This window comes from Marinitoga hydrogenitolerans DSM 16785 (assembly GCF_900129175.1).
Taxonomy (GTDB): domain Bacteria; phylum Thermotogota; class Thermotogae; order Petrotogales; family Petrotogaceae; genus Marinitoga; species Marinitoga hydrogenitolerans.
In genome coordinates this window covers 21,864-46,419 of the sequence record NZ_FQUI01000015.1, presented here as the reverse complement: position 1 = coordinate 46,419, position 24,556 = coordinate 21,864, and the positions used below count along the sequence as shown (strand labels likewise).

Annotated in this window: 22 protein-coding genes and 1 pseudogene; 9 read left to right on the top strand and 14 right to left on the bottom strand. The window is 24.8% G+C overall.

Translation table 11 applies throughout. The features are described from left to right. Positions 1–325: pseudogene (locus BUA62_RS11480) on the top strand (transposase); the annotation flags it as partial. A 327-nt stretch (positions 326–652) separates the two neighbouring features. Beyond that, a complete protein-coding gene (gene glgB, locus BUA62_RS05750) occupies positions 653–2,854 on the top strand; it encodes a 1,4-alpha-glucan branching protein GlgB (protein WP_072864394.1) in 2,202 nt (733 codons plus the stop codon). Between the two features lie 17 nt (positions 2,855–2,871). Here glgB and BUA62_RS05745 read toward each other — a convergent pair whose 3' ends face one another. The 7 genes from BUA62_RS05745 to BUA62_RS05715 all read right to left on the bottom strand — a co-directional run bounded on the left by BUA62_RS05745 (position 2,872) and on the right by BUA62_RS05715 (position 11,818). Continuing rightward, entirely contained in the window at positions 2,872–3,546 is a 675-nt protein-coding gene (locus BUA62_RS05745; RefSeq protein ID WP_072864392.1) for a DUF4956 domain-containing protein, read from the bottom strand. Between the two features lie 27 nt (positions 3,547–3,573). After that, positions 3,574–4,245: a polyphosphate polymerase domain-containing protein gene (locus tag BUA62_RS05740; protein ID WP_072864390.1), complete on the bottom strand. Its 672-nt coding sequence runs from the start codon at positions 4,243–4,245 to the stop codon at positions 3,574–3,576. Beyond that, on the bottom strand, positions 4,245–6,152 hold the full coding sequence (locus tag BUA62_RS05735; protein ID WP_072864388.1) for a CotH kinase family protein: 1,908 nt from the start codon (positions 6,150–6,152) through the stop codon (positions 4,245–4,247). Before BUA62_RS05735 ends, BUA62_RS05740 begins: the two co-directional genes overlap by 1 nt. A 10-nt stretch (positions 6,153–6,162) precedes the next feature. Next, positions 6,163–8,100: a CotH kinase family protein gene (locus BUA62_RS05730; RefSeq protein WP_072864386.1), complete on the bottom strand. Its 1,938-nt coding sequence runs from the start codon at positions 8,098–8,100 to the stop codon at positions 6,163–6,165. A 263-nt stretch (positions 8,101–8,363) separates the two neighbouring features. Continuing rightward, on the bottom strand, positions 8,364–9,614 hold the full coding sequence (locus tag BUA62_RS05725) for a glycerate kinase type-2 family protein (protein WP_072864400.1): 1,251 nt from the start codon (positions 9,612–9,614) through the stop codon (positions 8,364–8,366). A gap of 161 nt (positions 9,615–9,775) precedes the next feature. Further along, on the bottom strand, positions 9,776–10,366 hold the full coding sequence (locus tag BUA62_RS05720) for a transglycosylase SLT domain-containing protein (protein WP_072864384.1): 591 nt from the start codon (positions 10,364–10,366) through the stop codon (positions 9,776–9,778). A gap of 9 nt (positions 10,367–10,375) precedes the next feature. Beyond that, positions 10,376–11,818 carry an alpha-amylase family glycosyl hydrolase gene (locus BUA62_RS05715; protein WP_084670719.1) on the bottom strand — a complete coding sequence of 481 codons (1,443 nt, stop codon included), beginning with the start codon at positions 11,816–11,818 and terminating at the stop codon, positions 10,376–10,378. Positions 11,819–11,872: 54 nt separating this feature from the next. On the opposite strand from BUA62_RS05715, the gene BUA62_RS05710 reads away from it, so the two are divergent. Then, positions 11,873–13,591, top strand: coding sequence for an HD domain-containing phosphohydrolase (locus BUA62_RS05710; RefSeq protein WP_072864382.1), 1,719 nt, complete (start codon positions 11,873–11,875; stop codon positions 13,589–13,591). A 17-nt stretch (positions 13,592–13,608) separates the two neighbouring features. On the opposite strand, the gene mnmG is transcribed toward BUA62_RS05710, so the two are convergent. From mnmG to BUA62_RS05675, 7 genes are all read right to left on the bottom strand, one after another. Next, on the bottom strand, positions 13,609–15,483 hold the full coding sequence (mnmG, locus tag BUA62_RS05705) for a tRNA uridine-5-carboxymethylaminomethyl(34) synthesis enzyme MnmG (RefSeq protein WP_072864381.1): 1,875 nt from the start codon (positions 15,481–15,483) through the stop codon (positions 13,609–13,611). A gap of 112 nt (positions 15,484–15,595) precedes the next feature. Then, positions 15,596–16,648 carry an ABC transporter permease gene (locus tag BUA62_RS05700; RefSeq protein WP_072864379.1) on the bottom strand — a complete coding sequence of 351 codons (1,053 nt, stop codon included), beginning with the start codon at positions 16,646–16,648 and terminating at the stop codon, positions 15,596–15,598. After that, the gene (locus tag BUA62_RS05695) at positions 16,641–17,789 is read right to left on the bottom strand and encodes an ABC transporter permease (RefSeq protein WP_072864377.1); all 1,149 of its coding nucleotides are present in this window, start codon (positions 17,787–17,789) and stop codon (positions 16,641–16,643) included. The genes BUA62_RS05700 and BUA62_RS05695 overlap by 8 nt, the downstream gene beginning before the upstream one ends. 10 nt (positions 17,790–17,799) lie before the next feature. Beyond that, on the bottom strand, positions 17,800–18,699 hold the full coding sequence (locus tag BUA62_RS05690; RefSeq protein ID WP_072864375.1) for an ABC transporter ATP-binding protein: 900 nt from the start codon (positions 18,697–18,699) through the stop codon (positions 17,800–17,802). Next, positions 18,692–19,171 carry a LiaI-LiaF-like domain-containing protein gene (locus BUA62_RS05685; RefSeq protein WP_084670718.1) on the bottom strand — a complete coding sequence of 160 codons (480 nt, stop codon included), beginning with the start codon at positions 19,169–19,171 and terminating at the stop codon, positions 18,692–18,694. The genes BUA62_RS05690 and BUA62_RS05685 overlap by 8 nt, the downstream gene beginning before the upstream one ends. Before the next feature lie 9 nt (positions 19,172–19,180). Further along, positions 19,181–20,020: a LiaF transmembrane domain-containing protein gene (locus tag BUA62_RS05680; protein ID WP_072864373.1), complete on the bottom strand. Its 840-nt coding sequence runs from the start codon at positions 20,018–20,020 to the stop codon at positions 19,181–19,183. Positions 20,021–20,024: 4 nt separating this feature from the next. After that, positions 20,025–20,423, bottom strand: coding sequence for a PspC domain-containing protein (locus tag BUA62_RS05675; RefSeq protein ID WP_072864371.1), 399 nt, complete (start codon positions 20,421–20,423; stop codon positions 20,025–20,027). A gap of 211 nt (positions 20,424–20,634) precedes the next feature. On the opposite strand from BUA62_RS05675, the gene BUA62_RS05670 reads away from it, so the two are divergent. From BUA62_RS05670 to BUA62_RS05645, 6 genes are all read left to right on the top strand, one after another. Then, positions 20,635–21,171 (top strand): hypothetical protein, encoded by a 537-nt coding sequence (locus BUA62_RS05670; protein WP_072864369.1) that lies wholly within the window; start codon positions 20,635–20,637, stop codon positions 21,169–21,171. Further along, on the top strand, positions 21,126–21,956 hold the full coding sequence (locus BUA62_RS05665) for a hypothetical protein (protein WP_072864367.1): 831 nt from the start codon (positions 21,126–21,128) through the stop codon (positions 21,954–21,956). The genes BUA62_RS05670 and BUA62_RS05665 overlap by 46 nt, the downstream gene beginning before the upstream one ends. Further along, positions 21,953–22,912, top strand: a complete 960-nt coding sequence (locus tag BUA62_RS05660) for a calcium/sodium antiporter (RefSeq protein WP_072864365.1) — start codon at positions 21,953–21,955, stop codon at positions 22,910–22,912. Before BUA62_RS05665 ends, BUA62_RS05660 begins: the two co-directional genes overlap by 4 nt. A 94-nt stretch (positions 22,913–23,006) precedes the next feature. Then, on the top strand, positions 23,007–23,279 hold the full coding sequence (locus tag BUA62_RS05655; RefSeq protein WP_072864363.1) for a thioredoxin family protein: 273 nt from the start codon (positions 23,007–23,009) through the stop codon (positions 23,277–23,279). A 103-nt stretch (positions 23,280–23,382) separates the two neighbouring features. Next, the gene (locus BUA62_RS05650; protein ID WP_072864361.1) at positions 23,383–23,826 is read left to right on the top strand and encodes a J domain-containing protein; all 444 of its coding nucleotides are present in this window, start codon (positions 23,383–23,385) and stop codon (positions 23,824–23,826) included. 36 nt (positions 23,827–23,862) lie between these two features. Continuing rightward, on the top strand, positions 23,863–24,513 hold the full coding sequence (locus BUA62_RS05645; RefSeq protein ID WP_072864359.1) for a DUF47 domain-containing protein: 651 nt from the start codon (positions 23,863–23,865) through the stop codon (positions 24,511–24,513). Positions 24,514–24,556: the final 43 nt, after the last annotated feature.

Below are 24,556 nucleotides of genomic sequence, written 5' to 3'. Positions count from 1 at the left end.
TATTTTTTCAAAAATTAAGTCTTCTAATTCTATACCAGTTATTGACTTAAATAAAAGAAATACTAAATATTATGAATCTTATAATAGATATGTTATGAAATCTTTTAGAATTGCTTTTAAGAATGATTATAAATTACGTTGGGAGATTGAAAGAGTTAATGGTATTATGGATATGTCTTTTGGTACTGAATATGTTTGGTATGTTAGAAATAGAAATTATTTGACTTTTGCTGGTATTACTGTTGTTTTATTCAATCTTATTGTTCTTTTTAATCTTTTTCATAATTTACCTTTAAAAAAGATTTCTAATTTTTTTGGCCTTTAGACTTTTTAGACAGGCTATTTAATTTTTTGAAAAAAATCTTTTTACTGGGTCTTCATTATATCATAATTTTATTTTTATCTAAAATTTACAATTCAAAAAAAACTTGAGCTTTTTACTCTTAATTGATTTTTATTATATATAATGTTCATTTATCAATAAATATGATTAGAATAAATTTTTAACTTTGTTAAAGATCACAATCCTTCTTCAAGTATATTTTTTATTTTTCTTGACAGATAAAAATTTTGTGTTATAATTAAATAAAGACGATAAACTTAAAAAATCTCATTTTTTTAAGTGAATTTAAATTCTGGGGGTGGCTGTGACATGGGTACAATGTTAGATGATGAAATGTTAAAAATAGTAAAGGCCGAACATCATGATCCTTTTTCTATATTAGGTATTCATAAATTAAATGAAAAAGAAATTGTTATCCGAACTTTCCATCCTTTTGCAGAGAGTATTGAAATTATGAATCTTAATACGAAAACAAAGAGAAAATATAAAATGAAAAAAATTCATCCTGGTGGGTTGTTTGAAAGAGTTTTAAAAAGAAAAACTTTTTTTAAATATGAGTTTTTATATAAAGATAAAGATAATAACATTTGGCAGTCTAGAGACCCTTATAGCTTTTTGCCTGTAATATCAGATTATGATTTATACCTCTTTAATGAAGGTAATAATCATAAAATATATGAAAAGTTAGGGGCGCATCCTATGGAAATCGATGGAGCAAAAGGTACATATTTTGCTGTATGGGCTCCAAACGCTAAAAGGGTTAGTGTCGTTGGAAATTTTAATAATTGGGATGGCCGTATTCATCAAATGAGAGTTTTAGGTTCATCTGGTGTTTGGGAAATCTTTATCCCTCTTGTTCAGGAAGGTGATACTTATAAATTTGAAATAAAAACTAAAGATAATAATATTCTTTTAAAAGCTGATCCATATGCTTTTTATACTGAATTAAGACCTAATAATGCTTCAATAGTATATGATTTTCATAAAAAGTATGTGTGGAAAGATAAAGATTGGTTAAAGAGAAGAAGAGAAACAAACTGGTTTGAAAAACCTATCTCTATTTATGAAGTCCATTTAGGATCATGGAAAAAGAAAAATGGTAATGAATTTATGAATTATAGAGAATTAGCTCATGAATTAGTTAATTATGTAAAAGAACATAATTATACACATATTGAAATATTACCAATTTTAGAACATCCTTTAGATGAATCATGGGGATATCAAGTTACTGGATATTTTTCTCCAACAAGTAGATATGGGAAACCAGAAGATTTTATGTACTTTGTAGATTATATGCATCAAAATAATATAGGTGTAATTTTAGACTGGGTTCCAGGACATTTTCCAAAAGATGCTCACGGATTAGGTAAATTTGATGGAACTGCTTTATATGAACACATGGATCCAAGATTAGGAGAACACCCTGATTGGGGAACTTATGTATTTAATTACGGAAGAAATGAGGTTAAAAACTTTTTAATATCTAATGCATTATATTGGCTTGATAAATTTCACATTGATGGATTAAGAGTAGATGCTGTTGCATCTATGTTATATTTAGATTTTAGTAGAAAAGATGGAGAATGGGTTCCAAATGTATTTGGCGGAAGGGAAAATTTAGAAGCTATAGATTTTGTAAAATATTTTAATACTGTTACACATCAATATTTCCCTGGAATATTAACAATAGCAGAAGAATCCACCGCCTGGCCAGGTGTATCAAAACCTGTAGATTTTGGAGGCCTTGGTTTTTCAATGAAGTGGAATATGGGATGGATGAATGATTCTTTAAGATATATTGAAAGAGATCCTTTATATAGAAAATTTCATCAAGATGAGTTGACATTCTCTATGGTTTATGCTTTTGCTGAAAATTATATTTTAGTTTTATCTCACGATGAAGTTGTTCATGGAAAAGGATCTATGATAAATAAAATGCCTGGAGATTATTGGCAAAAATTTGCTAATTTAAGATTATTCTACTCATATATGTTTGCACATCCTGGAAAAAAACTTTTATTTATGGGAAATGATATTGCACAATTTAACGAATGGAATTGCAAAAAATCTCTTGATTGGAATTTATTGGATTTTGATTCTCATAGAAAAATGCTTCAACTAATAACTGATTTAAATACATTATATAAGAAAAATCCAGCACTTTATGAATTAGACCATTCTCCTGATGGTTTTGAGTGGATCGATTATAACGATAGGGAAAATAGTGTTATTTCATTTATTAGAAAAGGTAAAAATTCAGATGAATTAATTGTTGCTATATTTAATTTCACACCTGTTGTTAGATACAATTACAAAATTGGTGTCCCACGAGCAGGTTTTTATAAGGAGATACTAAACACTGATTCAGAAATTTATTGGGGAAGTAATGTGGGTAATCAAGGAGGATTATATGCTGAAAAAATTCCATTCCACGGAAGAGATTTTTCCATAAATCTTACCTTACCTCCATTAGCTGGAATATATTTTAAATGGCAAAAGGAAAAATAATATAGGCCCATTTGGGCCTATATTGTTTCTATGTAATCTCCACTATAACTTATTAATGAGATATTTTCAATACCTTTTATTTTTTTTAATTCATTGATTAAATCAAAGTTTTTTATTCTAATTTCATAAGTTATTTCTATTTTATCATTAAAATTTTTCGACCTAACTTTATACCTTTTAAAATTCATTTTCATAAATTGATTTATATCTTTTTCAACATTTACTGAATCGTAGTTTATTATTAATAAATAGGGATTATTAAAACTGTGGATTTCCATCATAATAATTAATACTAAAGATATTAGTATTGTACCAAAAAATCCTAATAAAAAAAATCCTCCTCCGTTTACTATACCTATCGAAATTGCCCAAAACATGAAAACTGTATCTAAAGGATCCTTTATTGCTGTTCTAAAACGTATTATACTTAGAGCTCCTACCATCCCAAAAGAAAGCACAAAATTAGAACTTATAGCTTCTACTATCATAGATGTAATCATGGATAATATAATTAATGATACATTAAATGACTTTACATAAATTACACCTTGATAAGTTTTTTTATATACAAAATATATTATTAATCCTTCAAAAAAAGATATTAATAAAGTGAATAAAACGCTATATATTGAAATATTCATTCTCGTTTGAGAGGAAATTAGGTTATACATATCAATTATTACTTGATTCATAATAACACCTCTTCCAAATAAATAATATTATATAAATACTGACCTACAAATTACATATTTTGAAATTGACATATTAATTCGAGAATTTTTAATAATATTTTTTATTACGAAAGGAATAAATTTTTCAAATTTTACTTCTAATATTATCTTATTTTTTTCTAATACATTTATTAACTTTAGATCTTTTGCAAAAATATCTTTATTAAATGTTGTTGCTTTTAAATTAAAGTCAAATGTAATTCTCACTCCTCCATATTTATATTTATAAGCTTCTCTTTCATAGTCTATTATTACGACAGGGCTTAATCTTTTATATTTCATCAAAAAACAAAAATCTTTTACTTTATTATCTAAACAACATTTTCTTTCATTAATAAATTTAAAATATTCTTTTTTATCTATTAAATTATCTATCTTTGTGGAAAAATTCCCTTTTTTAATCTTTTTCTGAAGCTTTATAACATTATCTTGAAAATTATAAATCCTAATTCTATATTTATACCTATTCATAATCCCATTTAATTTATCATAATATGCAGTATTCAAATAATCATCAAAATATAAACTTCTAACATAATAAAACCCTAAATTATTAGCATTTTCATCTAATAACATTATATTTTTCAGTTTATTTCGTAAAACTATATAATTCTGATAACTAATTAAATATTTTAATTCATATCTATAATATTTTTTCATTATTTCACTCTTTCAAAAACCGGTTTAATATTTTCAATTAAATTTGGATCAAGTATTATCTTTTTATTTTCATATCTTCGTTCATTTATTATCCAATATTTAAATTTATACCCATTATAACTATGTGCTGTTAATGTTATAGGTATACCTTCAAAATAAGTTAATTTTTTAGCTTTATAAAAAGTTGCAGAATTTATTGATATATACCCTCCTTTAAATTCTTCTAAAACAAAGTTATGTTTTTTTAATCTAAAGTAATCTTCTAAATACTTTATTATGTATTTTGGTCTTTCGGAAAAAAAAATCTTTATATAATTTATGGCATTCAACCAATACTCATAAGATTCTGGAAAATTCCATCTATCAATATGATCTATTACTTCTTTATTATATATATTTTTAAATCTTTCTACAATAGATAGTGTGTTTTCTGCAGAAAATGTTGTATTTATATGATCCATAAATGTATTAATAAATTGATCTTTAAATTCTTTATTTTCTAATAAATTTTTTAACATTTCTGTTGACCAAGTTGGATTCGGAAAAATTACATTCGGATTTCCATCAATAGCATATTTTATTGTATTGTGATCATATAAAAACAAAGAATTATCTGTATCAAATAACATAAACCTCCATTTCCCATCATGCCCATATTCATTTGTAATATTCCCTTTTTTCCTCCATAGACGAACATTATTCCCTGGCCAATCTTCATTAAATATAAAAATTTCCGCTATATTATAATTAATATAATTTTTTATATCAATCCTTTTTTTTACATATTCATAATTTTTTTTAATATTCATATTGTAATTTACAATGAAATTCTTTAATTCTAAAAACGGATATAGATCTTCTTTTTTACCTTCATCTACAACAAAATGATTTTTGTCATTCGGATTATCTGAAATCTTTAAAATAATACTATCTTTTTTAGAGATTTTGTAATGCTCATATAAATAATCTGCATCATATCTCTCTCTTATGTTTGTAATTCCCCAATACTCACCATTTATAAAATGAATTGCTGGTCTATATGCCTGTGTATCAAATCCCATATTCTTTACTAAAGTTTGTATTAATGCATCCCTAAAAAATGTTTCTTGGAAATCATTACCACCATTTCTCAGAATTAATTTATCAAATTCTCTAATTGATTTGCCATAATTATTTTTTAGAAATGGAAATATTTCATATTTTATCTTCTTTTTACCATATTTACTCTTTGCATAAAGTCTTAATGATTTTAACGGAAAAGACGCTGTAAACCCACCATGTATTCTTACTCCCATATCATCTGCATACATTAGCTTTCCTTTATCAAAAAACTCAATATGAACTCTTCTTTCCCATTTTTTTCCATTTTGATGAAAATTCCCTTTAAATTCTTCTGAACTTTCATTATCATATTTAAATGTTTTACCTAAAACATATATACCTTTATTATAATCAAATAAATTTTCAGGATTAGTTACAACAGATATAACAATAAATGAATATTTATTTTTCGGGGCAATGAAATAAGATTTTGTAATTATTTTGCTTTTATTTTCTTCTAAATACGCACGAGCCCTAACAATAACACATTTGAAAATGTTTCTTTTAGGCGGTTCCCAAAAAACAGAGGTTTTTATATTTGAAAATACAATTTTTTCATTTTCTACTGTTCTTATTTTAATCGGTTTATTATATAAATATGTATTCTTTTTTCTAGGATCTGGTTCAGATCCATCTAACGTATAATAAATCTTGACATCTTTTATACTTGATGATAATTCTAAATAAAACGAGTTATCATAAAAACCAGCTTGTTTAGAAAATACGGGATTTAATTCTTTCAAAGTTTTCCCAAAAAAAATTGATGATAAAAATAAAAAGAAGATTATTACTTTTAATTTTTCCATATTCCCTCCTCTACTTTGAAGAATTCAATAATATATATATACCTAAGAAAGATAGAAAAAGTGTTATTAATGGGATTAAGAAATTATTCTTCTCTTCTTCAAAAACAGGTTTTATTTCTAATCCTTCTTTAGGATATATTGTTATATTTTTTTCAAATTTCTTATCTCCATTTATTATCCAATACTTGAAATTTCCTATAGCAGTCAAAGTAATTGGTATTTCTTTAGCATACTCAATTTTCTGTCCTTTTGTAAATTCTACCGTATTTATTTTTATTTTACCTGAAAATCTTTTTAATTCCAATTTCACTATATTTATATTAAAATATTCTTTCATTTGTTTTTTTACAACTTCAGGCCTTTTCTTCAAAAAAGATAGATTATATTCTACCATACTCATATACTTTTCATAATTCATTAAATTCCATCTATTTAAGTATTCTTTTAAATAAGGAGAATATTGATTAAACATATTTAAAAATATTTGAGATGTGTTTGTATATAAAAAAGTTGTATTCAATCTATCTAAATAACTATTTATGAATTTTTCTTTAAAATTCTTATTAGATAATAATTTTTTAAACATTATTGTAGACCAAATTGGATTTGGATGAAATTCAACTTCTGGATGATCATCTATAGTATGTTTGAACATATTTGAACTAATAGTATACATACCATTATCCATATCATAAATTGCTAATCGCCATTTTCCATCATATCCTTTAATATTATATATTTTTTCATTTTTTCTCCAAAATTTCATATTATTAGAAGGCCAATCCCTATTGTCAAAAAACATCTCAGATATATAAAAATTAATATAATTTTGTATATCTAATTTTGTTTTTATATATTCATAATTATCTTTTTTATTCATATCATTATTTAATATAAAATTTCTTAAATCTTTAAAATCTTTTAATGCTTCTTCATTTCCTTCATTTAAAACAAAATGTTCTTTAAATTCGGAAGTTAGTTCTATAATAGATATATCATCTATAAAATAATGTTCTTTAAAATAATCTTTGCTATATCTTTCCCTTACGTTTCCTAAACCCCAATATACACCATTTATAAAATGAACTGCTGGTCTATACGCTTGAGTTTCAAATCCCATATTTGAAATTACTGTTTGCATAAACGCATCTTTAAAAAATATTTTCCCAAACTCATTTCCTCCATTCCTAATCATAAATTTATCATACTTTTTTATCTCTTCTCCTATTATATTTTTCAAATCTGGGAATATTGGTATTTTAATCTTTTTTTCGCCATATTTATCTCTTGCATAAAATTTGAGCGACTTCATTGGAAACATTCTTGAAAAATTCCCACTAATTCTCATACCTAAATTGTCTTTATAAATTAATTTTCCATTTTCAAAAAACTCCACATGAACTTCTACCTCGCTCTCTTTACCTCTTCTATAATAATTTCCTGTCCAAGATGAAAATTTACTTTTTTTATTATAATCGACACCTGGAATATATATACCTTCATTTGGATCAAATAATTTTTCAGGTGAAACTACAATAGATATTGCTAATATATCATATTTTTTACCTATAAAATAAGATTTTGTTACAATTTCACTTTCAATATTATTCCATATTGCCTTAGCTTTAATAATCATACCTTTAAAAACATTTCCTCTAGGGACTTTCCATTCTGGTGATGTTTTTATGTATTCTATACCTTCTTTTAAAGTCATGTCTTTAATTTCAATTGGTTTAGTATATAAATATGTATTTTTTTTGCCTGGTTTCGGGTCAGAGCCATCAATAGTATAATATATCCTAGCGTCTTTTGCATTTGAAAATAATTTTAAAGAAAAGGGTTTACTATAAAACCCAGCCTCTTTTGAAAATATTGGATTAATAGCTTTTTCTATAGAAAAAATACTTATGTTTATTAATATTATAATTAAAATAAATACTTTTTTCATTAAAAAATCACCACCTACTAATCTTATTTAAAAAATTTTTTTAATCATCCAAATATATCTCACATCAATACTTATATAAAATAATTTACTTAAAATATTTTATAATCCTCTGTTTTGTTCTTTACTGCCGTATGTATAACTATTGATTTTAATATTTTAATTGGGACTATCCAAAATTCTATGTAAATTGATAATAGTTGATTAATAGAAATTATTGTAAAATATTAGTTATTATATGTTTTTCTCTTAGATTTTCAAATTAATTAATTTATTAATAAAATCATAATATCATTTACGTTAGTACCTGTTGGTCCTGTTTTTAATAAAGATTCTGATTCTTCTAAAGCATTATAGGTATCATTATTTTCTAAAAAAATAAGCGGATCTAATCCTTTATTTTTTATTTTTTTGATTGTATCGCCATCAACAATTCCTCCCGCTGCATCTGTAGGACCATCTGTTCCATCTGTCCCTACTGAAGCGAATACTATATTTTCTATTCCCTCTATTTCAATAGCAAAGGAGTAAGCTAATTCTTGATTTCTTCCACCAATCCCATTTCCTTTTACCATAACAACAGTCTCACCGCCAGCAATTATTGCGCAGGGTTTTTTTATTGGGTTATTTGATTTTATTTCTTCTTTTGCAATATTTGCAAAAAATCTTCCTGCTTCCTTTGCTTCACAATTTAACATTGTTGTTAAAAGTAATGGATTATACCCCAATTCTTTAGCTTTTTGCATTGCATATTCACAAGCTAATTTCACACTTCCTATAATTATATGTTTTGTATTACTTATATTTTTAGGTCTTTCTTTTTCCAAAACCTTCTTTATCTCTGTGTTTATTTTTATATCATATTTTTTAATAATATTAAATACATCATTTGTAGTTGTTTTATCTGTGTACGCTGGTCCAGAAGCTATACTATCCAATTTATCTCCTAAAACATCCGAAAGAACTAACGCATATATTTGTTTTGGATATGACAGTTTAGCAAACTTTCCACCTTTAACTTTAGATAATCTTTTTCGTATAGCATTTATTTCTTCAATATCAGCTCCAGATTTTAATAATTGACTTGTTATGTTTTGTATATCATCAAGAGTAACACCATTTTCTGGCAGTTCAAATAATGCAGAGCCTCCTCCTGATACTAAAAACAATATTTCATAGTCATCATCCAGATTTTTTATTAATTCTATTGCTCTTTTAGTTGCTTTAAGTGAATTTTTATCTGGAATAGGATGACCAGCTTCATATATTTCCATATTTTTAATATTTCCAAGACCATAATCATATTTTGTAATAACGATACCTTTTTGTATTTTATCTTTTAATTCTTCTTTTGCAGCATTCGCCATTCTCCACGCTGCTTTTCCAATAGATATCAAAAATACTTTATTCTTTTTAAATTCTATTTTTTTTAAATTTTCTTTAACTGCATTTTCTGGTAAAACTGAATTAATAGAATAATCAATTATTTTCTTTAAATCTTCTTTTAAAATTTTGATCACCTCTTAATTAAATTATTTTCAATTAACATCTTATTAATATTTATTTTTTTAGTTTTTGAAATTGCTTTATTTTTTCTTTTTTAATAGTTTTTCGTATTTTTGTTATTTCTAATTAATTATAACACATAAGGAATCACAAAGTGTGATTCCTTAGTATTTTATATTATTGGATATTCTATTGTCATTTGTGCAATTTTAAATACAACTTTTTCTAAATAATATGAATTACCTCCACCATTATACCAACTTATAGCATGGGTTATATCACCATGTAATTCCTCGAGATAATCCAAATAAGCAGTCCCAACTAAAATATTATATTTTGGATCATATAATAATCTTGATTTTATCCAATTTAAATCTAAATTATCATAATTATATCTTCTAAATGTTTCTATATACATCTCAATAATATATTTAGCTGTTTCAGTTCTGATTTGCATATATCCAATTTCACCATATTTCCCTATAACATTTCTAAAATTTGTCTCAATATCAATTATGGATGCTATGAGTAATGGTGATATATTAAACTCCTTTGAAGCTATTAAAATACTTTCTGCCAATAATACTTTTCTTTCAGATTTTAATTCTTTTCCAGTTGTTAATTTATACTCACGACTCATAAAATCCATCAAAAATAATTTTACATTTGTTTCATTAGTTAAATTATAACTTTTTACTTCACCATGTGCAATTATTGTTATCAATACTAAAAATATAATTAGATACTTTTTTATAAGTACCACCTCCGTTTTTTATTTTTCTAAAATTAATGTTGCATATCCATATAATTGTGCAATGTTTCCAGTAATTTTTGCATTACCAAATATTTTATACGATTTATTTTTCTCTAGTTTTATTGTTGTTTTTTGCGATTTAATATTATGATAAACTTTTAATTCTTTATACTCGGATTTTAACGTATAAGTTACAATAAACCTATCGTTCTTTAAATCTACTATTTTAGAATTTTCAATCCATCTATTTTCTTTTCTGAATTTAATCAAAGATTTTACATGGTTTAAAACAGAATTTTGATTTTTTTCTTGCTCTTCTACAGAAAGCTTTGAATACGGCGGATTGTATTTACAACCTTTCCATTCTGTTTGTCCCGGGCCAAAACCTGATTCATACCATTGCATAGGTTCTTGAGAATCTTCAGTAAAATTAACATCAATTATTTCTCCCAACATCCCTAATTCCTCACCATAATAAATAAATGGATATCCTGGTAATGTAAATAATATATTAAATGACATTTTTGACATATCGCTATTTCCATTAAATTCTGATGTTAACCTTTCCATATCATGATTGGTAAAGAAATTTCCAGAAATAGATTCAACATGTCCATTTATATAATGCTTTAATGTTTCTTCTATACCATTTACCAAAATTTTAGGATCATGATATTTTATTGTATCTTTTATATAATATGAAAGAGGAAAATTAAATTCAACATCAAAAAGGCCATGATATTTTTTCACAATTTCTGGTGAATCCCATATTTCACTAATAATAATAGCATCCGATTTTAAACTTTTTATATATCCAGTCATTTCTTTCCAAAATTCAATGTTTTTTTCATGTTGATATTTAAATTTCATATTTTTTATATCATAATCAAAAATATGTTTAGCTGCATCTAAACGAAACCCGTCCACTCCTAATTCAATCCAGAATTTAAACACATTCTTTATTTCTTTCCACAATTCTTTATTTTCAAAATTCAAATCCGGCGAAGAAGATCCAAACAATCCATAAAAATATTTATCTTTATATTTAAACCAAATTAAGCTATCATCCCAATGTCTTTTTTCATTTAAATCTGTTTTTTCATTTGCCCATACATAATAATTTTTATACTTTTCATTTCCATTTATCGCTTTTTGGAACCATTCACATTTTACTGACGTATGATTAATAGGAACATCTAACACAATTTTCATTCCTTTTTTATGAGCTTCTTTTGTTAATTCTTTAAAATCATCTATTGTTCCATATGAAGGATTTATTGAATAAAAGTCAATTACAGTGTATCCATGGAATGCAGCCGATTGCATAATAGGTAATAACCAAATTCCTTCAACGCCCAAATCTTTCAAGTAATCAAGTTTCATTGTAATTCCTTTCAAATCTCCTATTCCATCATTATTAGAATCGTAAAAAGATCTTACAAACAATTCATAAAAAATCATAATATATCTCCTTTCTATGATATAATATTTATAATAATATTGTGAGGTGATAATATGAAGATATTATCAATGCATAAAATAACTTTAATGACTATGATTATAATTCTATTATCTTTTTCTATATCATTCATTATCATATCATCTTTTTTAAAACAAAACGAACAAGTTGATAAACTTTATGAAAATATAAAATTAACAGTTGAAGTTATTAATGATGTTGTAAAAAATGATTTTGAAAATGAAATAATCAATTACTATTTTTCAGAATTTAAACCTTCTTTTATTTCTAAAATCGAAAATCCTCCTTTTGAAAACTCTGTTTTTATAAAAAATATTTTTAATTTAAATATATATTTTTCAGGAATTAAAAATAATTTCTTATATATAAAAATTAGATATAAAAATGATAATAAATATATAAAATTTAAATTGGATAATTTTTTTGATACCCATTTTTCAAAACTAAATCTTGATTTTAATTTTTACATTACAGATACTAACAATAATTTCATTTATGGAAATAAACCTTTGTACGATAAATATAAGAATATAATTTATTACAATAAATTATATAAAATAAAAAATATTTATAAAAGTTCATTTGACTTTTTTAATTTAGGAAACAAAAAAATTCTTAAATTTCATGCGTTTTTCAAACCAAATATTTTTGATTTCCCAATAAATTATCTTAAATCAATTTTATATTCTCTAATTGCTTCTCTAGTTATTGTTTTTGTTTATCATTTTTTTCTTTTTAAATTTATAATGGATAAATTTAATTTAAACAAAAAACTTTTAAAAAGCATTAACTTAAATTCTGTTATTGAAAAAGATGATGACTTTGAAATAATTGAAACAGCTATTCCAGAATTCAATGAACTCTATAGACTTTTTTTTGAAAAAATTAATTTATTAAAAATTCCACTTAAAAATACTTTATTAGAAAATAGAACATTAAAATATAATCTGAATAGAACAGAAAAAGAAAATCTAGCTATTATTACTTTTTTAACTTCCTTCAAGAATTATTTATATGGAAAAAATAACCTTAATACATTTGAAATAACTTTAAAAAGAATAACAGAAGAACTTCCTTTTGATTCAGAATTATTAAAACAAAACTTAAATAATTTGTTCAACAATTTAAGTATTAAGATATTGGAGATAGATAATATCAAAAATAACTATTATTCACAACTTGAAACTTTGTTTAGCATTATTGGTACAATATCTGAAATAAAAGAATATAATTTTATTCACAATACATTAATAAGCGAAATTTCTTTATTCTTTGGAAAAAAATTAAATTTAAATGAGTTTTTATTAAATAGTATATATTATGGAGCAAAAATTCATGATATCGGAAAAATATATATTCCAGAATATATATTTTTAAAAAAAGAAAAGCTTGATGAAAAAGAATGGGACATAATAAAAAAACATCCAAAATATGGCCTTACATTATTAAAAGATTTAAAACAATATCCTTTTTCAACTATTGGAAAAATTGTTGTCTCTCACCACGAAAAATGGGATGGAAGCGGCTATCCTTACGGACTGTCTGAAGAAGAAATCCCTTTAGAAGGTAGAATAGTAGCAATTGCTGATACATTAGTTAGTTTAATTTCTCAAAAAGTATATAGAAACGCATATTCATTTGAAGAAGCTATAGAAATCATAAAATCTGAATCTAATAAAAGTTTTGATCCGGAACTAGTTGATATTCTTTTGAAAAACAAATTAGAAATTATAGATATAATCCAAAATAAATAGCGGAATAATCCCGCTATTTATTTTGTTTTTAAATACATAGTTAAATTCATTATATCAGCTGGAGTAATCCCTGGAATTCTCATTGCTTGCCCTATTGATTTTGGTTTTATTTTTGATAATTTTTCTACTGCTTCAAATGCTAAATTAGGCACTTTACTATAATCTATATTCTTCGGTATTTTTTCTTTTTCTAACCGCTGCATTCTCTCAACATCTTCCATCATTCTCTTTATATATCCACCATATTTTATAGATATTTCAACCTGCTCTAATAATTCCGAGTCTACGATTGGTTTGGTATCAAATTCTTTTATATCTTTATATAATATTTGCGGCCTTTTTAATAAATCATATAAACTCATACCGTTTTTTATAGGAGTTGTTCCTTTATTTACTATTATTTCGTTAATCTTATTATTTGGTTTAATTTTAACTTTTTTCAACCGTTCGACTTCTTCATAAGTCTTTTTCTCAAGAATTATTACTTTCTCATAAAATTCCTTTGGTATCAATCCGTATTTATAACCATATTTTGTTAATCTTAAATGTGCATTGTCATGTCTTAACAATAATCTATACTCTGCTCTCGAAGTTAAAAGTCTATAAGGCTCATTAGTTCCTTTTATTATTAAATCATCTATTAATACTCCCATATAAGATTCTGCTCTTGATAATATAAAAGGTTCTTCTCCACGAATTTTTAATGCAGCATTAATACCTGCTATTAGTCCTTGACCAGCAGCTTCTTCATATCCACTTGTGCCATTAATTTGACCTGCAAAAAATAAACCTTCTATAATTTTAGACTCAAGAGAATGTTGGAGCTGATCAGGATAGGCAAAATCATATTCAACTGCATAAGCCGGTCTTACTATTATAGCATTTTCTAAGCCTGGAACACTTCTTACCATTTGTATTTGCGCTTCATATGGAAGGCTCGTACTTAATCCATTAATATAATATTCCTTTGTTTTTCTTCCTTCTGGTTCAATAAATAATTGATGTGAATCCTTATTAAATTTAACAACCTTATCTTCTATTGAGGGACAATATCTCGGTCCAACACTTTCTATTAATTTTACATCTCCATATAATGGAGAAAACATTAAATATTTTTTTATAATATTATGCGTTTCTTTTGTTGTTCTTGTTAACCAGCATGGATATTCTTTGTCTAAAACCTTAGGTTCAGAAAAATACGAAAAAGATAATGGTTCATCAGAAGTATCCTGTCTTTCCATCTTTGAAAAATCTATACTATCTTTCAAAATTCTTGCTGGTGTTCCTGTTTTAAATCTCCCTAGCTTTATTCCATTTTTAACTAATGATTTACTAAGTCCATTCGCAGGAAAATCCCCCATTCTTCCAGATTCAAAAACACTTCTTCCAACAAAAATTCTACCTCTTAAAAATGTTCCTGTTGTTAAAATTACTACCTTGGCTTCGTATTTCACACCAAGTTCTGTAATAATTCCCTTAATTTTGCCTTTTTCTACAATTAATTCTTTTACAAGTCCATATCTTAATAGTAGATTTGGTGTTGAATGCAAAATTTCTTTCATTGTTTGGGAATAATCATACTTATCTATTTGCGCTCTTAACGCCCTTACAGCAGGTCCTTTTTTTGTGTTTAACATTCTTATATTTATCATATTATTATCCGTTACTTTAGCTTGAAGTCCACCAAGAACATCAATTTCCCTTGTAACAACACCTTTAGCAGGGCCACCAATAGCAGGGTTACATGGAGCCCAACCAACATTATCTAAATTTATTGTAAGCAATAAGGTCTTCATTCCCATTTTTGCAGCTGCATAAGCTGCTTCAATCCCTGCATGTCCCCCACCAACAACAATAACATCATATTTCAAGTCATCTTTATAATTACTCACAAAATTCCCTCCGTTTTTACAGCATTTACATTTTTATTATATAACTATTTTTTATATAACTATTTTATTATATATCTCTTTCTTTTCTTTTATTAATATAATTTGTGAACTTTCAATTTTCTGGTGTTAAAAAACTTCTTGAAGCGACTATCAATAAAGAAATTCCATCAAGTAGCATAACAATATTCAATATAACAAAGGTACTAACATTCATCACGTCTATACCCGTTATATATCTTAATGCATCCACTATATATTTTATTGGTAAAAAATAGGAAAAATATCTTAATGATTTTGGAAGGAATTCAACTGGAAAATAAACACCAGAAAAAAATAACATTATTGAAAAAAATATTGAAGCTGCATTTTGTGCAGTCTCACTTTTTTTAAATAAAAATAAAAATAAAAGTCCAAAGCCCATCATTCCCAATGTACTTGTAATCCCTAATAATATATATAAAATCCAATTTATTTGTATTATTGATGAAAAAATAAGTTTTCCTAATAAGCTTAATAATATCAAAGATAAAAAACTAATAATTATTCTTGTTAAAGTTATTCCTATAACAAAAACATATGGTCTTATAGGAAGCAATATAAACCGTTTTAAAATGTTTAATTTTTTATATCTTCCAAAAACTGTTATTACAGAAAACATACCATTTGATAAAAGAGATATTGCGATTACACCTGTTAATAAAAAATCAATATATTTCCCTTTTATATTTGTAGGTGAAATATTAAATTCTTTGGTCACTAAATAATCTAGTTTATAATCTTTATTCATAACAAGTTTTTTTAATTTTAATTCTATAGCGTTCATAAATGCTGTATTATTAATATTTGTATTATCATAATACAAAATTATTTCCCCGTTTTTTATTATTATTCCAACATCATAATTTCCATTTTTTATATTTTCTTTTATTTTATTTATAGTTTTCAATTCATAAACTTTGTATTCTTGGGATAAATTTTCTGTATAATATCTAACATCATGATCTGCATATAATGCTATTGATAGCATATTGTCACTTTCATTATTAAATACAAATCCAAACATAACAAGAAAAATAAGCGGAAAAAACAAATTAAAAAATAATTCTGCTTTATTTCTTAAAGATTCTTTGGTTATATATTTAGATAAAAATAAGATCTTATTCATATCCCATCACCTTTTTATAGTTAATAGAAAACACCAAAAGTGAAATAATCAACCAAAACAACGGCACTAAATAAATCCACATATTCGAAAAAGGGGCTATATTAAAACCTATTATTCTTCGCAATCCCTCTACTAAATATGTAATTGGGTTTATATACACAATCCATTTTATTACCCAAGGGACATTAAATACAGGAAAATACAATCCACCTAAAAACATCGAAATTTGGAATACTACATTTAAAACAGCCATTACCGTCGTTATTTTTCTTGATATTGTTGTAAATAACAATCCAAATGAAAATATAACAATAATAGAAAAAAAATAAAATAAAATAAAATCTAAAGTGAAAAATTTGTTTGACACTTTTAAAAGCATCCCTTCTACAACCACAAAAACGCTCGAAATAAGAGCCATTATATAACTACTTATTATTAATGCAAAAGAATATGTTGTTCCTTTTATAGGCGTTATTAATAATCTCTTATTAATACCTTTTTCTTTTGAAAAAAGCAAATTATACGGAATATTAAAAAATCCAACAGACATTATAGAAAGAATAAGAATTCCAGGAAAAACAAAATCTTTATAAGAGAAATCTGCTTTTTCTGATGTAATTGAAACTTTCTTTACATTAACTGGTTCAACTTTTTTTATCCTTTTCAAAATTTCTATATTAATATATTCAAGAAATGTATTTAATATCTCCTTTGTAATTTTAGAATTACTTCTTCCTTCAATATAATATAAATTAATATTTGCCGTATCTTTTTTTAAACCCAACAAAGATGTATTTAATTTAATTGAAAAATCTCCCGGAAAAAACAACACTGCATTAATTTTTTTTTCTTTTAATTTATTTAAAGCTATATCTAAATTATCAATTTCTTTTATTTTAAACGGTATGTGTTCAAAACTATTTTCAATAATCATTTTTGAAAATCCTATTAAATCTTTTTCATACACTATACCAACATTAAAATCTTTTATATCAATATTTTCTGTATTTGATATATTACCAGAAATAGAAACTAACAATATAAATAAAATCAAAGGAAATATAAAAGACCAAAAAAAACCATCAAATTCTCTTATGTCATTTTTAAACTGATAAAAAGATAATAAAAATATTTTTCTCATAAGCTTCACCTCAGTCTCTTAAAGAGCGTCCAGTTATATTTAAAAAAACATCTTCTAAATTAGGCTTTCTAATTAGAATATCCTCTAAGTTAATATTGTTAATTTTTGAAAATTCTAAAAGCTTTAACATATCTTTTTCAATATTGTTAGTTTCAAGTTCAACCTTATTATCGATAATTATACATTTAAATTTTTCCTCAAAAAGTTTCTGATTTTCAGTTTTAAATACTATTACTGTTTCTTTTTTCAAAGACTTTATCAAATCATCAACTGTTCCACTGGCAATTATTTTTCCATGATCTATTATATGGACTCTATCTGCCAATTGTTCTGCCTCTTCCATATAATGAGTAGTTAACACTATAGTCTTACCAGATTTTTTTAATTCTATTATAATCTCCCAAATCATTCTTCTTGCTTGAGGATCAAGTCCGGTTGTTGGTTCATCTAAAAATATTATTTCAGGATCATTAACTAAAGCAACAGCTATAGCCAATCTTTGTTTTTGACCACCTGATAATTCTTTTACTTTTGCTTTCCTCTTTTCATTTAAAGATATCATATCAATTAATTTTTTTACATTATATGATTTTTTATATAATCCTGCAAACATATTTAATGTTTCAAACACTGTAAGATTATCAAAAAACGCACTATTTTGTAATTGAACTCCAATTCTCTCTTTTATATAAAAATCTGATGGTGAGTTATATCGTCCAAAATATATTACTTCTCCATCATCTTTTTTTCTTAATCCTTCTATTATTTCAAGTGTTGTTGTTTTCCCTGCACCGTTAGGACCCAAAAAAGCAAAAACCTCTCCTTTTCTTACTTCAAAAGATATACCGTCAACAGCTCTTGTATTATCATAATATTTTTTTAAATTTTTAATTTCAATTACATTATTCATTTTTATTTCTCCTTCCAACTAAGAAATTGAATCCTAAAAGAATAAAACCAAATCCTATTACATAATTCCATATATCAACATTAACAAATTCTTCTACAAAAAATATAATAGCTAATCCATTCAAAATAATAACTGGAGGTAATAGTCCTTTTCTTTTAGTAACTAAAAACATCTGCAACATCCCAATTCCTGGAGCCAAAATAAAAGTGGGCCATAAAACATTTAGTATTTCATATCCCAAAAACGCACATAAGTAAAATAATATACCAATTATTGTTAAAATTCCCCCTGGAATTAATATTCCAGGATTTTTCTTATATTTAAAATATTCATATTCAAATTTTAAACCTGGAATTAATATAAAAATTGGCCATATAAAATTCCAGGAAAAATTAATATTAAAAATGTTAGATATAATTAGATATCCTCCTAAAAAAATTAATATAATTCCACCATAAATATTTTTTCTCATAATCATCACCTACTTTGTATTAAGATCTATTGTTAACACGCCTGCATCAATATTTCCATAAAACTTCCCTTCACTATCTTTAATAAGTTTATTATCAATATAAATCTTTTTTATTCCACTATCATAATTAAGGTAATATGTTGAATCTTCAGGTAATATAAAAGTTATTTTTGCAACAGCGCTGTCTACATCAAAGAACATTTTCTCTTTAAATCCATTAATATTTCCAGTAATTCTACTAACACCTGCATTTATTTGAAACCTTCTAATAATATTTAAATTTTGTTTTAAATCAATATTTGCAACAGCACTATTTATAGAAATATTATAAATGTACTTTAAGGGCAATTTTAAATATATCTTATATTTATTTCTACCAAACGTTGAAATACTATTTCTAAACTTAATTTTCCCATCTTCTTTTACTATATTTAATTTCTGAAAACCATAATAATATCCGGATATTATTTCAGAATTTTCGTCTGTCGAAATATCGAGATTTGTAACAGGTAGATCAAATAGGATATCAATAATTTCAGAATCAGGCAATATTTTTATATCTGTTTTTTTGTAATTATCATAATTAAAATTTTCTGTTGAAAAACTTTCGAAGGTTATATTATAATTCCAAAAAAATAACAATGCAAAAAAAAGTACTGCTACTGCTAAATTAATAAATTTAAGCCATTTTATATTTTTAGATAAAATGGATATTCCTATCATTATTAGTATAAAAGGCCAAAATTTTGAAAAATTTATAGATATTCTAAATAATAAATCCAGATTAAACCCTTGAACAATAAATAAAATTCCAATCGCAACAAAAAAAAGGCCTATTATATATCTCATATTATCATCTCCCTTTTACTATTAAATATATTCCAATAATTAAAAAAAATATGCCTAAAATCACCGTAAAAGATAAAATATATGGAAAAAAATTATTTAAAATAAAAATTGCTCCAAAAATTAAAAATATTAACCCTATAATTAAATTATTTCTTTCACTAACTTTTTTATTGAAAACATCTTTTTGTTCATATGATTTTTTATTATCAGATGAATTAGCTGGTTTTTCTGGTATAATCATCCACGCAATAATATACAATAAGAAACCTACACCATCAACTAAAATTAACCCCAGACATAATAGTCTAATCAGTGTTGAGCTAATATCAAAATATTCCGCTAAACCACCACAAACTCCACCTAAAAATTTATCTTTTCGAGAACGATATAAATCCCTTTTCACACCATCACCCCTTTAAAGTTAATACTTTCCAGTATATTATATACCTTTTTACATTTCTTTTAAAATAAAAAATGATATTATGTCATTTTTTTATAGTAAAATGTCACTTTAAGAAGCTTTTGTTGTATGTGGAAGTTGTATATATGATGAAAATAATACTTTTATTTTTTTTTATTGTATATGGTATAATAAATTTGAAAGGGGGCTGATTATGAAATTAAATTTTTTAGCATTACAATTTAATCCTCTCAACACCATAGAAGATAATTTAGAATTTATTGAAGGAATTATGGACTTTGTGTACCATAAAAAGTTATCTTTCTTTTTCATTAATGGCAATCCATTTAAAAACAGTTCAATATCAGAAGAGGAATTAGAACAAATCGATGATTTTTTATCTGCTATATCTGATTATAACAATTGTACCATTATCACAGCACAAACATATAATAAAAAGTATCAATTGTTTATTCAAAAACCTTATGAAAATTTAGAAATAAAAAAATCTATTGAATTAGAATTAAACGATGGCAAAAAAATCTTCATTAATACAAAACCAAAAAACTGCAAAAATATTTTAAATGTGATAATTAATCCAAATTTTGAGATTTCAAATGTAGAATCTTTAAGCAGTATAGATTATTCTTTATACTTAACTCAACCTTTATTGGGAAAAACAAAAATAAAAATTGGAGATCAAATATGGATAGGCGGAAATACCGAAGGTTATTTGTTTTTTTCCTGGTAATAATTATATTAAATTTTTTTAAATTTGTAGTTGTCACTAACAATTATATTTATATCTTTAATCCATCCTTATATCCAAAATTTGACTTAATTGCTGATAACTCTTTTTTTGAGGGGTATGATATATATAAAAATTTCAATATAAAAAAAAATATCCTTATAAAATTAACTAACTGGGGTTATGTTTTTACTGTTAATATATCTAAAAACAAAAATGTTCTTGCTCTTTCAAATAATTTTTTTATAATATATGAAAATAACCTCAAAACATATAATGTTGAAGAAAGTGTTATATTTTCTCAGTTTAACATTGAAAGTGAAGAATTAAAAAACTCTCTTCTTTTCTTAAAAGCATTTGGCATTTCCTTTCCAGAAGAATTATATATTTTCGAAAATAGTTTTAATCAATCATTTTTTTTACCACAAAATTATATATTTTTAAGAAAAAACGATTTAAAAAATGGTGTTTTAATACATGAATTATCTCATTATACTTTCGGATATATTATAAAAAGAAAAAATGAAAAAGACCTATGGCCCGAAATTATCTGTGAGGCGATAAGATTAAAATACTTATACTATTATAATAAAGATCTATATAATAGCATACTTAATAAAAAAAAGAAAGAAAATAATACTTATTCTCAAATTATTAAATATCCTATATTATTAGATGATTTTGAAAATTTCATAACTATTTTTATAAAAAAATTCCACAACACACTAATATCTGATAATGATTTTTTTATTTTTTATAGAAACTTTGAAAGGAGAGAATCCAATTGATATTAGACATTATATTAATTATCTCAGGTATGGTTTTATTAATTAAAGGTGCAGACTACTTAATAGAAGGCTCTGTTGGATTTTCAAGAAAAATTGGTGTCTCTGAATTATTTACTGGTTTAACATTAGTGGCATTTGGTACAAGCGCTCCTGAACTTTTTGTTAGTATTAGTGCTGCTTTAAATAATTCGGCCGGAATAGCATTAGGTAATGTTATAGGCAGTAATATTACAAATATTGCTTTGATCCTAGGTTTATCATTAATGATAAAAAAAAGTTCAATTCCAAAAAGCACTTTAATCTATGAAATTCCTTTTGTAATATTAATTTCATTAACATTATTGTTTATGTTGTTAGATGGAAATAATACCCTCTCAAATTATGATGGCTTTATTTTATTAACTTATCTAATAATATTTATAGCATATATGTACAACATGGCAAAAAGTGATAAAAATATCCAGGAACAATTACTCGAAGAAATACAAGAAACAGAAAATAAAGCAATAAGTTGGAATAAAATCATTTTTCTTGTATTACTTGGAATTACAATGCTTGCTATCGGTGGTGAAATCACTGTTAGAGGAGCCTCCGATTTTGCTAAATTGCTCGGTTTAACAGAAACTTTAATTGGTGTTACTATTATTGCTATTGGAACATCTTTACCTGAACTTGTTACAAGTATTATAGCTGCCAAAAAAGGAACAAAAGATATTTTAATAGGTAATCTTATTGGTTCTAATGCTTTCAATATTTTGGTGGTCCTTGGAATTACTGCTTCAATTCACCCAATAACTCCAGATAGATCTGTTATATTTGATGCAGTATACATGGTTGGTGTTATTATATTAACAGAAATATTCTTACTTAGAAAAAGAAAAGCTGGTTTTTGGAAGGGCTTTATATTACTCTTATCTTATCTATTATATATAGCTATTAATATAATGTTAGGATGATTAAAATTTCTACTCTTGTTAACTATTTTTATTTAATATTTAAAATCGATTTGTTAAAATCCTTAGAAAAAGAAATTATAGAGGAGGTTAAAAAGTGAAAGCATATTATTTTGCTAATAAGACTTGTAGAACTTGCAAAGGTTTATGGCCTAAAGTAGAAAAATTGATGAAAGAAAATAAAATCGAATTAGAGTATATTGACGTTGAAGAAAAGCCGGAAATTTCAGGACAAATGTTAGTTTTTTCTGTCCCCACATTGGTTTTTATTGATGAAGATAATAAAGAAATTAACAGATTTTACAGAAATTTTGGCATGCAAGAAATTCAGGCTTTTATTGATAGATATTTATCTATAATGAATTCGTAGACTCATTAATATGAGTCTACTTTTTTTTTGAAAAAGCAAAGAAACATTTTATCAAAATAATTATGATAAAATATATTTAAATTTCTCAGAAAGAAGGAATATTATGGAAACTTTATTAACATTTATAGGATTATTAGTTGTTGTATCTATTTTCTTTAGGTTTATTGGAGCTATTATTATTTTATTATTTAGATACCCTTTACTATTTTTATTTGCAATTTTAGGCATATATTTTTTATTTAAAAATTTCAGATTCAAGTTTTATACATATAGAACAAGAAATAATCCCTATGGTAATTACAATAATCGTTCTCAAAACACCAATAATTCATCACAAAATTATTATGATTTAAGAAAAAAATACGATTATTATAGGAACTTATTTAATCTTCCAGAAAATTTTACTAAAGAGGAATTAAAAAAGAAATTTAGAGAACTAACAAAAAAATATCATCCTGATAAATGTCCTGAAAACAGAAAAAAATGTGAAGAACAATTTAAAAAAATTAATGAAGCATATGAATTTTTATCAAAATATGCTAAATAAAATCTGGAGGTGATTGTTATTACCATTTGGGGTAAGATGTTTCAAAAATTCAATCCCATAGAAGAGTTAATAAAACATGCGCGCATTGTAGAAGAAGCATCAGATTATTTGCCGGAATTATTTGAAAGATATCTAAACAATAAACCCATAGAAGATATTGTCAACAAAATTGACAAGCTTGAAGATGATGCTGATGATATCAAAAGAAATTTTCGTCAATATTTAAAGAGAGGTCATTTATACAGATTCGAAAGATCTGAATTGCTTGATTTTATCGATTTACAAGATAAAATTATAGATTTAATAGAAGATGTTGCAAAAAAGATGACATTTAATAAAATTGATTTTGATGAAGAGCATAAAAAAATGATTTACTCAATTGTTGACGAAATTGAAAAAATGCTTGATCATTTTAAAAAAACTGTAAAATATATAAAAGTTATATTAGAATCCGATTTTTCTAAAAATACAATTTCCTCTGAAGAAAAGGATATTTCTGAGATGAAATGGTTTGAAAAAGATATTGATAATAAATTATTTGAATTTGGAAAATGGTTATATTCACAAAAAAACAATATGCATCCTGTGGATTTTTTATATGTTCGAGAATTAGTGTTGCTACTCGCAAGAATTGCCGATGTTACACAAAATGTTTGTGATAGAATACATATTCTAATAAACGAGTAAAGGAGGAATATTGTGAGCATTATCCTTATAATCGGTTTATTAA

Excerpts from the sequence above, each read along its gene's own strand:
- glgB (WP_072864394.1), top strand. The coding sequence starts at position 653 with ATGGGTACAATGTTAGATGATGAAATGTTAAAAATAGTAAAGGCCGAA.
- BUA62_RS05645 (WP_072864359.1), top strand. The coding sequence starts at position 23,863 with ATGTTTCAAAAATTCAATCCCATAGAAGAGTTAATAAAACATGCGCGC.
- BUA62_RS05670 (WP_072864369.1), top strand. The coding sequence starts at position 20,635 with ATGAAATTAAATTTTTTAGCATTACAATTTAATCCTCTCAACACCATA.
- BUA62_RS05735 (WP_072864388.1), bottom strand. The coding sequence starts at position 6,152 with ATGGAAAAATTAAAAGTAATAATCTTCTTTTTATTTTTATCATCAATT.
- BUA62_RS05710 (WP_072864382.1), top strand. The coding sequence starts at position 11,873 with ATGAAGATATTATCAATGCATAAAATAACTTTAATGACTATGATTATA.
- BUA62_RS05685 (WP_084670718.1), bottom strand. The coding sequence starts at position 19,171 with ATGAGAAAAAATATTTATGGTGGAATTATATTAATTTTTTTAGGAGGA.
- BUA62_RS05695 (WP_072864377.1), bottom strand. The coding sequence starts at position 17,789 with ATGAGAAAAATATTTTTATTATCTTTTTATCAGTTTAAAAATGACATA.
- BUA62_RS05730 (WP_072864386.1), bottom strand. The coding sequence starts at position 8,100 with ATGAAAAAAGTATTTATTTTAATTATAATATTAATAAACATAAGTATT.
- BUA62_RS05690 (WP_072864375.1), bottom strand. The coding sequence starts at position 18,699 with ATGAATAATGTAATTGAAATTAAAAATTTAAAAAAATATTATGATAAT.
- BUA62_RS05700 (WP_072864379.1), bottom strand. The coding sequence starts at position 16,648 with ATGAATAAGATCTTATTTTTATCTAAATATATAACCAAAGAATCTTTA.
- BUA62_RS05680 (WP_072864373.1), bottom strand. The coding sequence starts at position 20,020 with ATGAGATATATAATAGGCCTTTTTTTTGTTGCGATTGGAATTTTATTT.
- BUA62_RS05740 (WP_072864390.1), bottom strand. The coding sequence starts at position 4,245 with ATGAAAAAATATTATAGATATGAATTAAAATATTTAATTAGTTATCAG.
- BUA62_RS05665 (WP_072864367.1), top strand. The coding sequence starts at position 21,126 with ATGGATAGGCGGAAATACCGAAGGTTATTTGTTTTTTTCCTGGTAATA.
- BUA62_RS05650 (WP_072864361.1), top strand. The coding sequence starts at position 23,383 with ATGGAAACTTTATTAACATTTATAGGATTATTAGTTGTTGTATCTATT.
- BUA62_RS05715 (WP_084670719.1), bottom strand. The coding sequence starts at position 11,818 with ATGATTTTTTATGAATTGTTTGTAAGATCTTTTTACGATTCTAATAAT.
- BUA62_RS05745 (WP_072864392.1), bottom strand. The coding sequence starts at position 3,546 with ATGAATCAAGTAATAATTGATATGTATAACCTAATTTCCTCTCAAACG.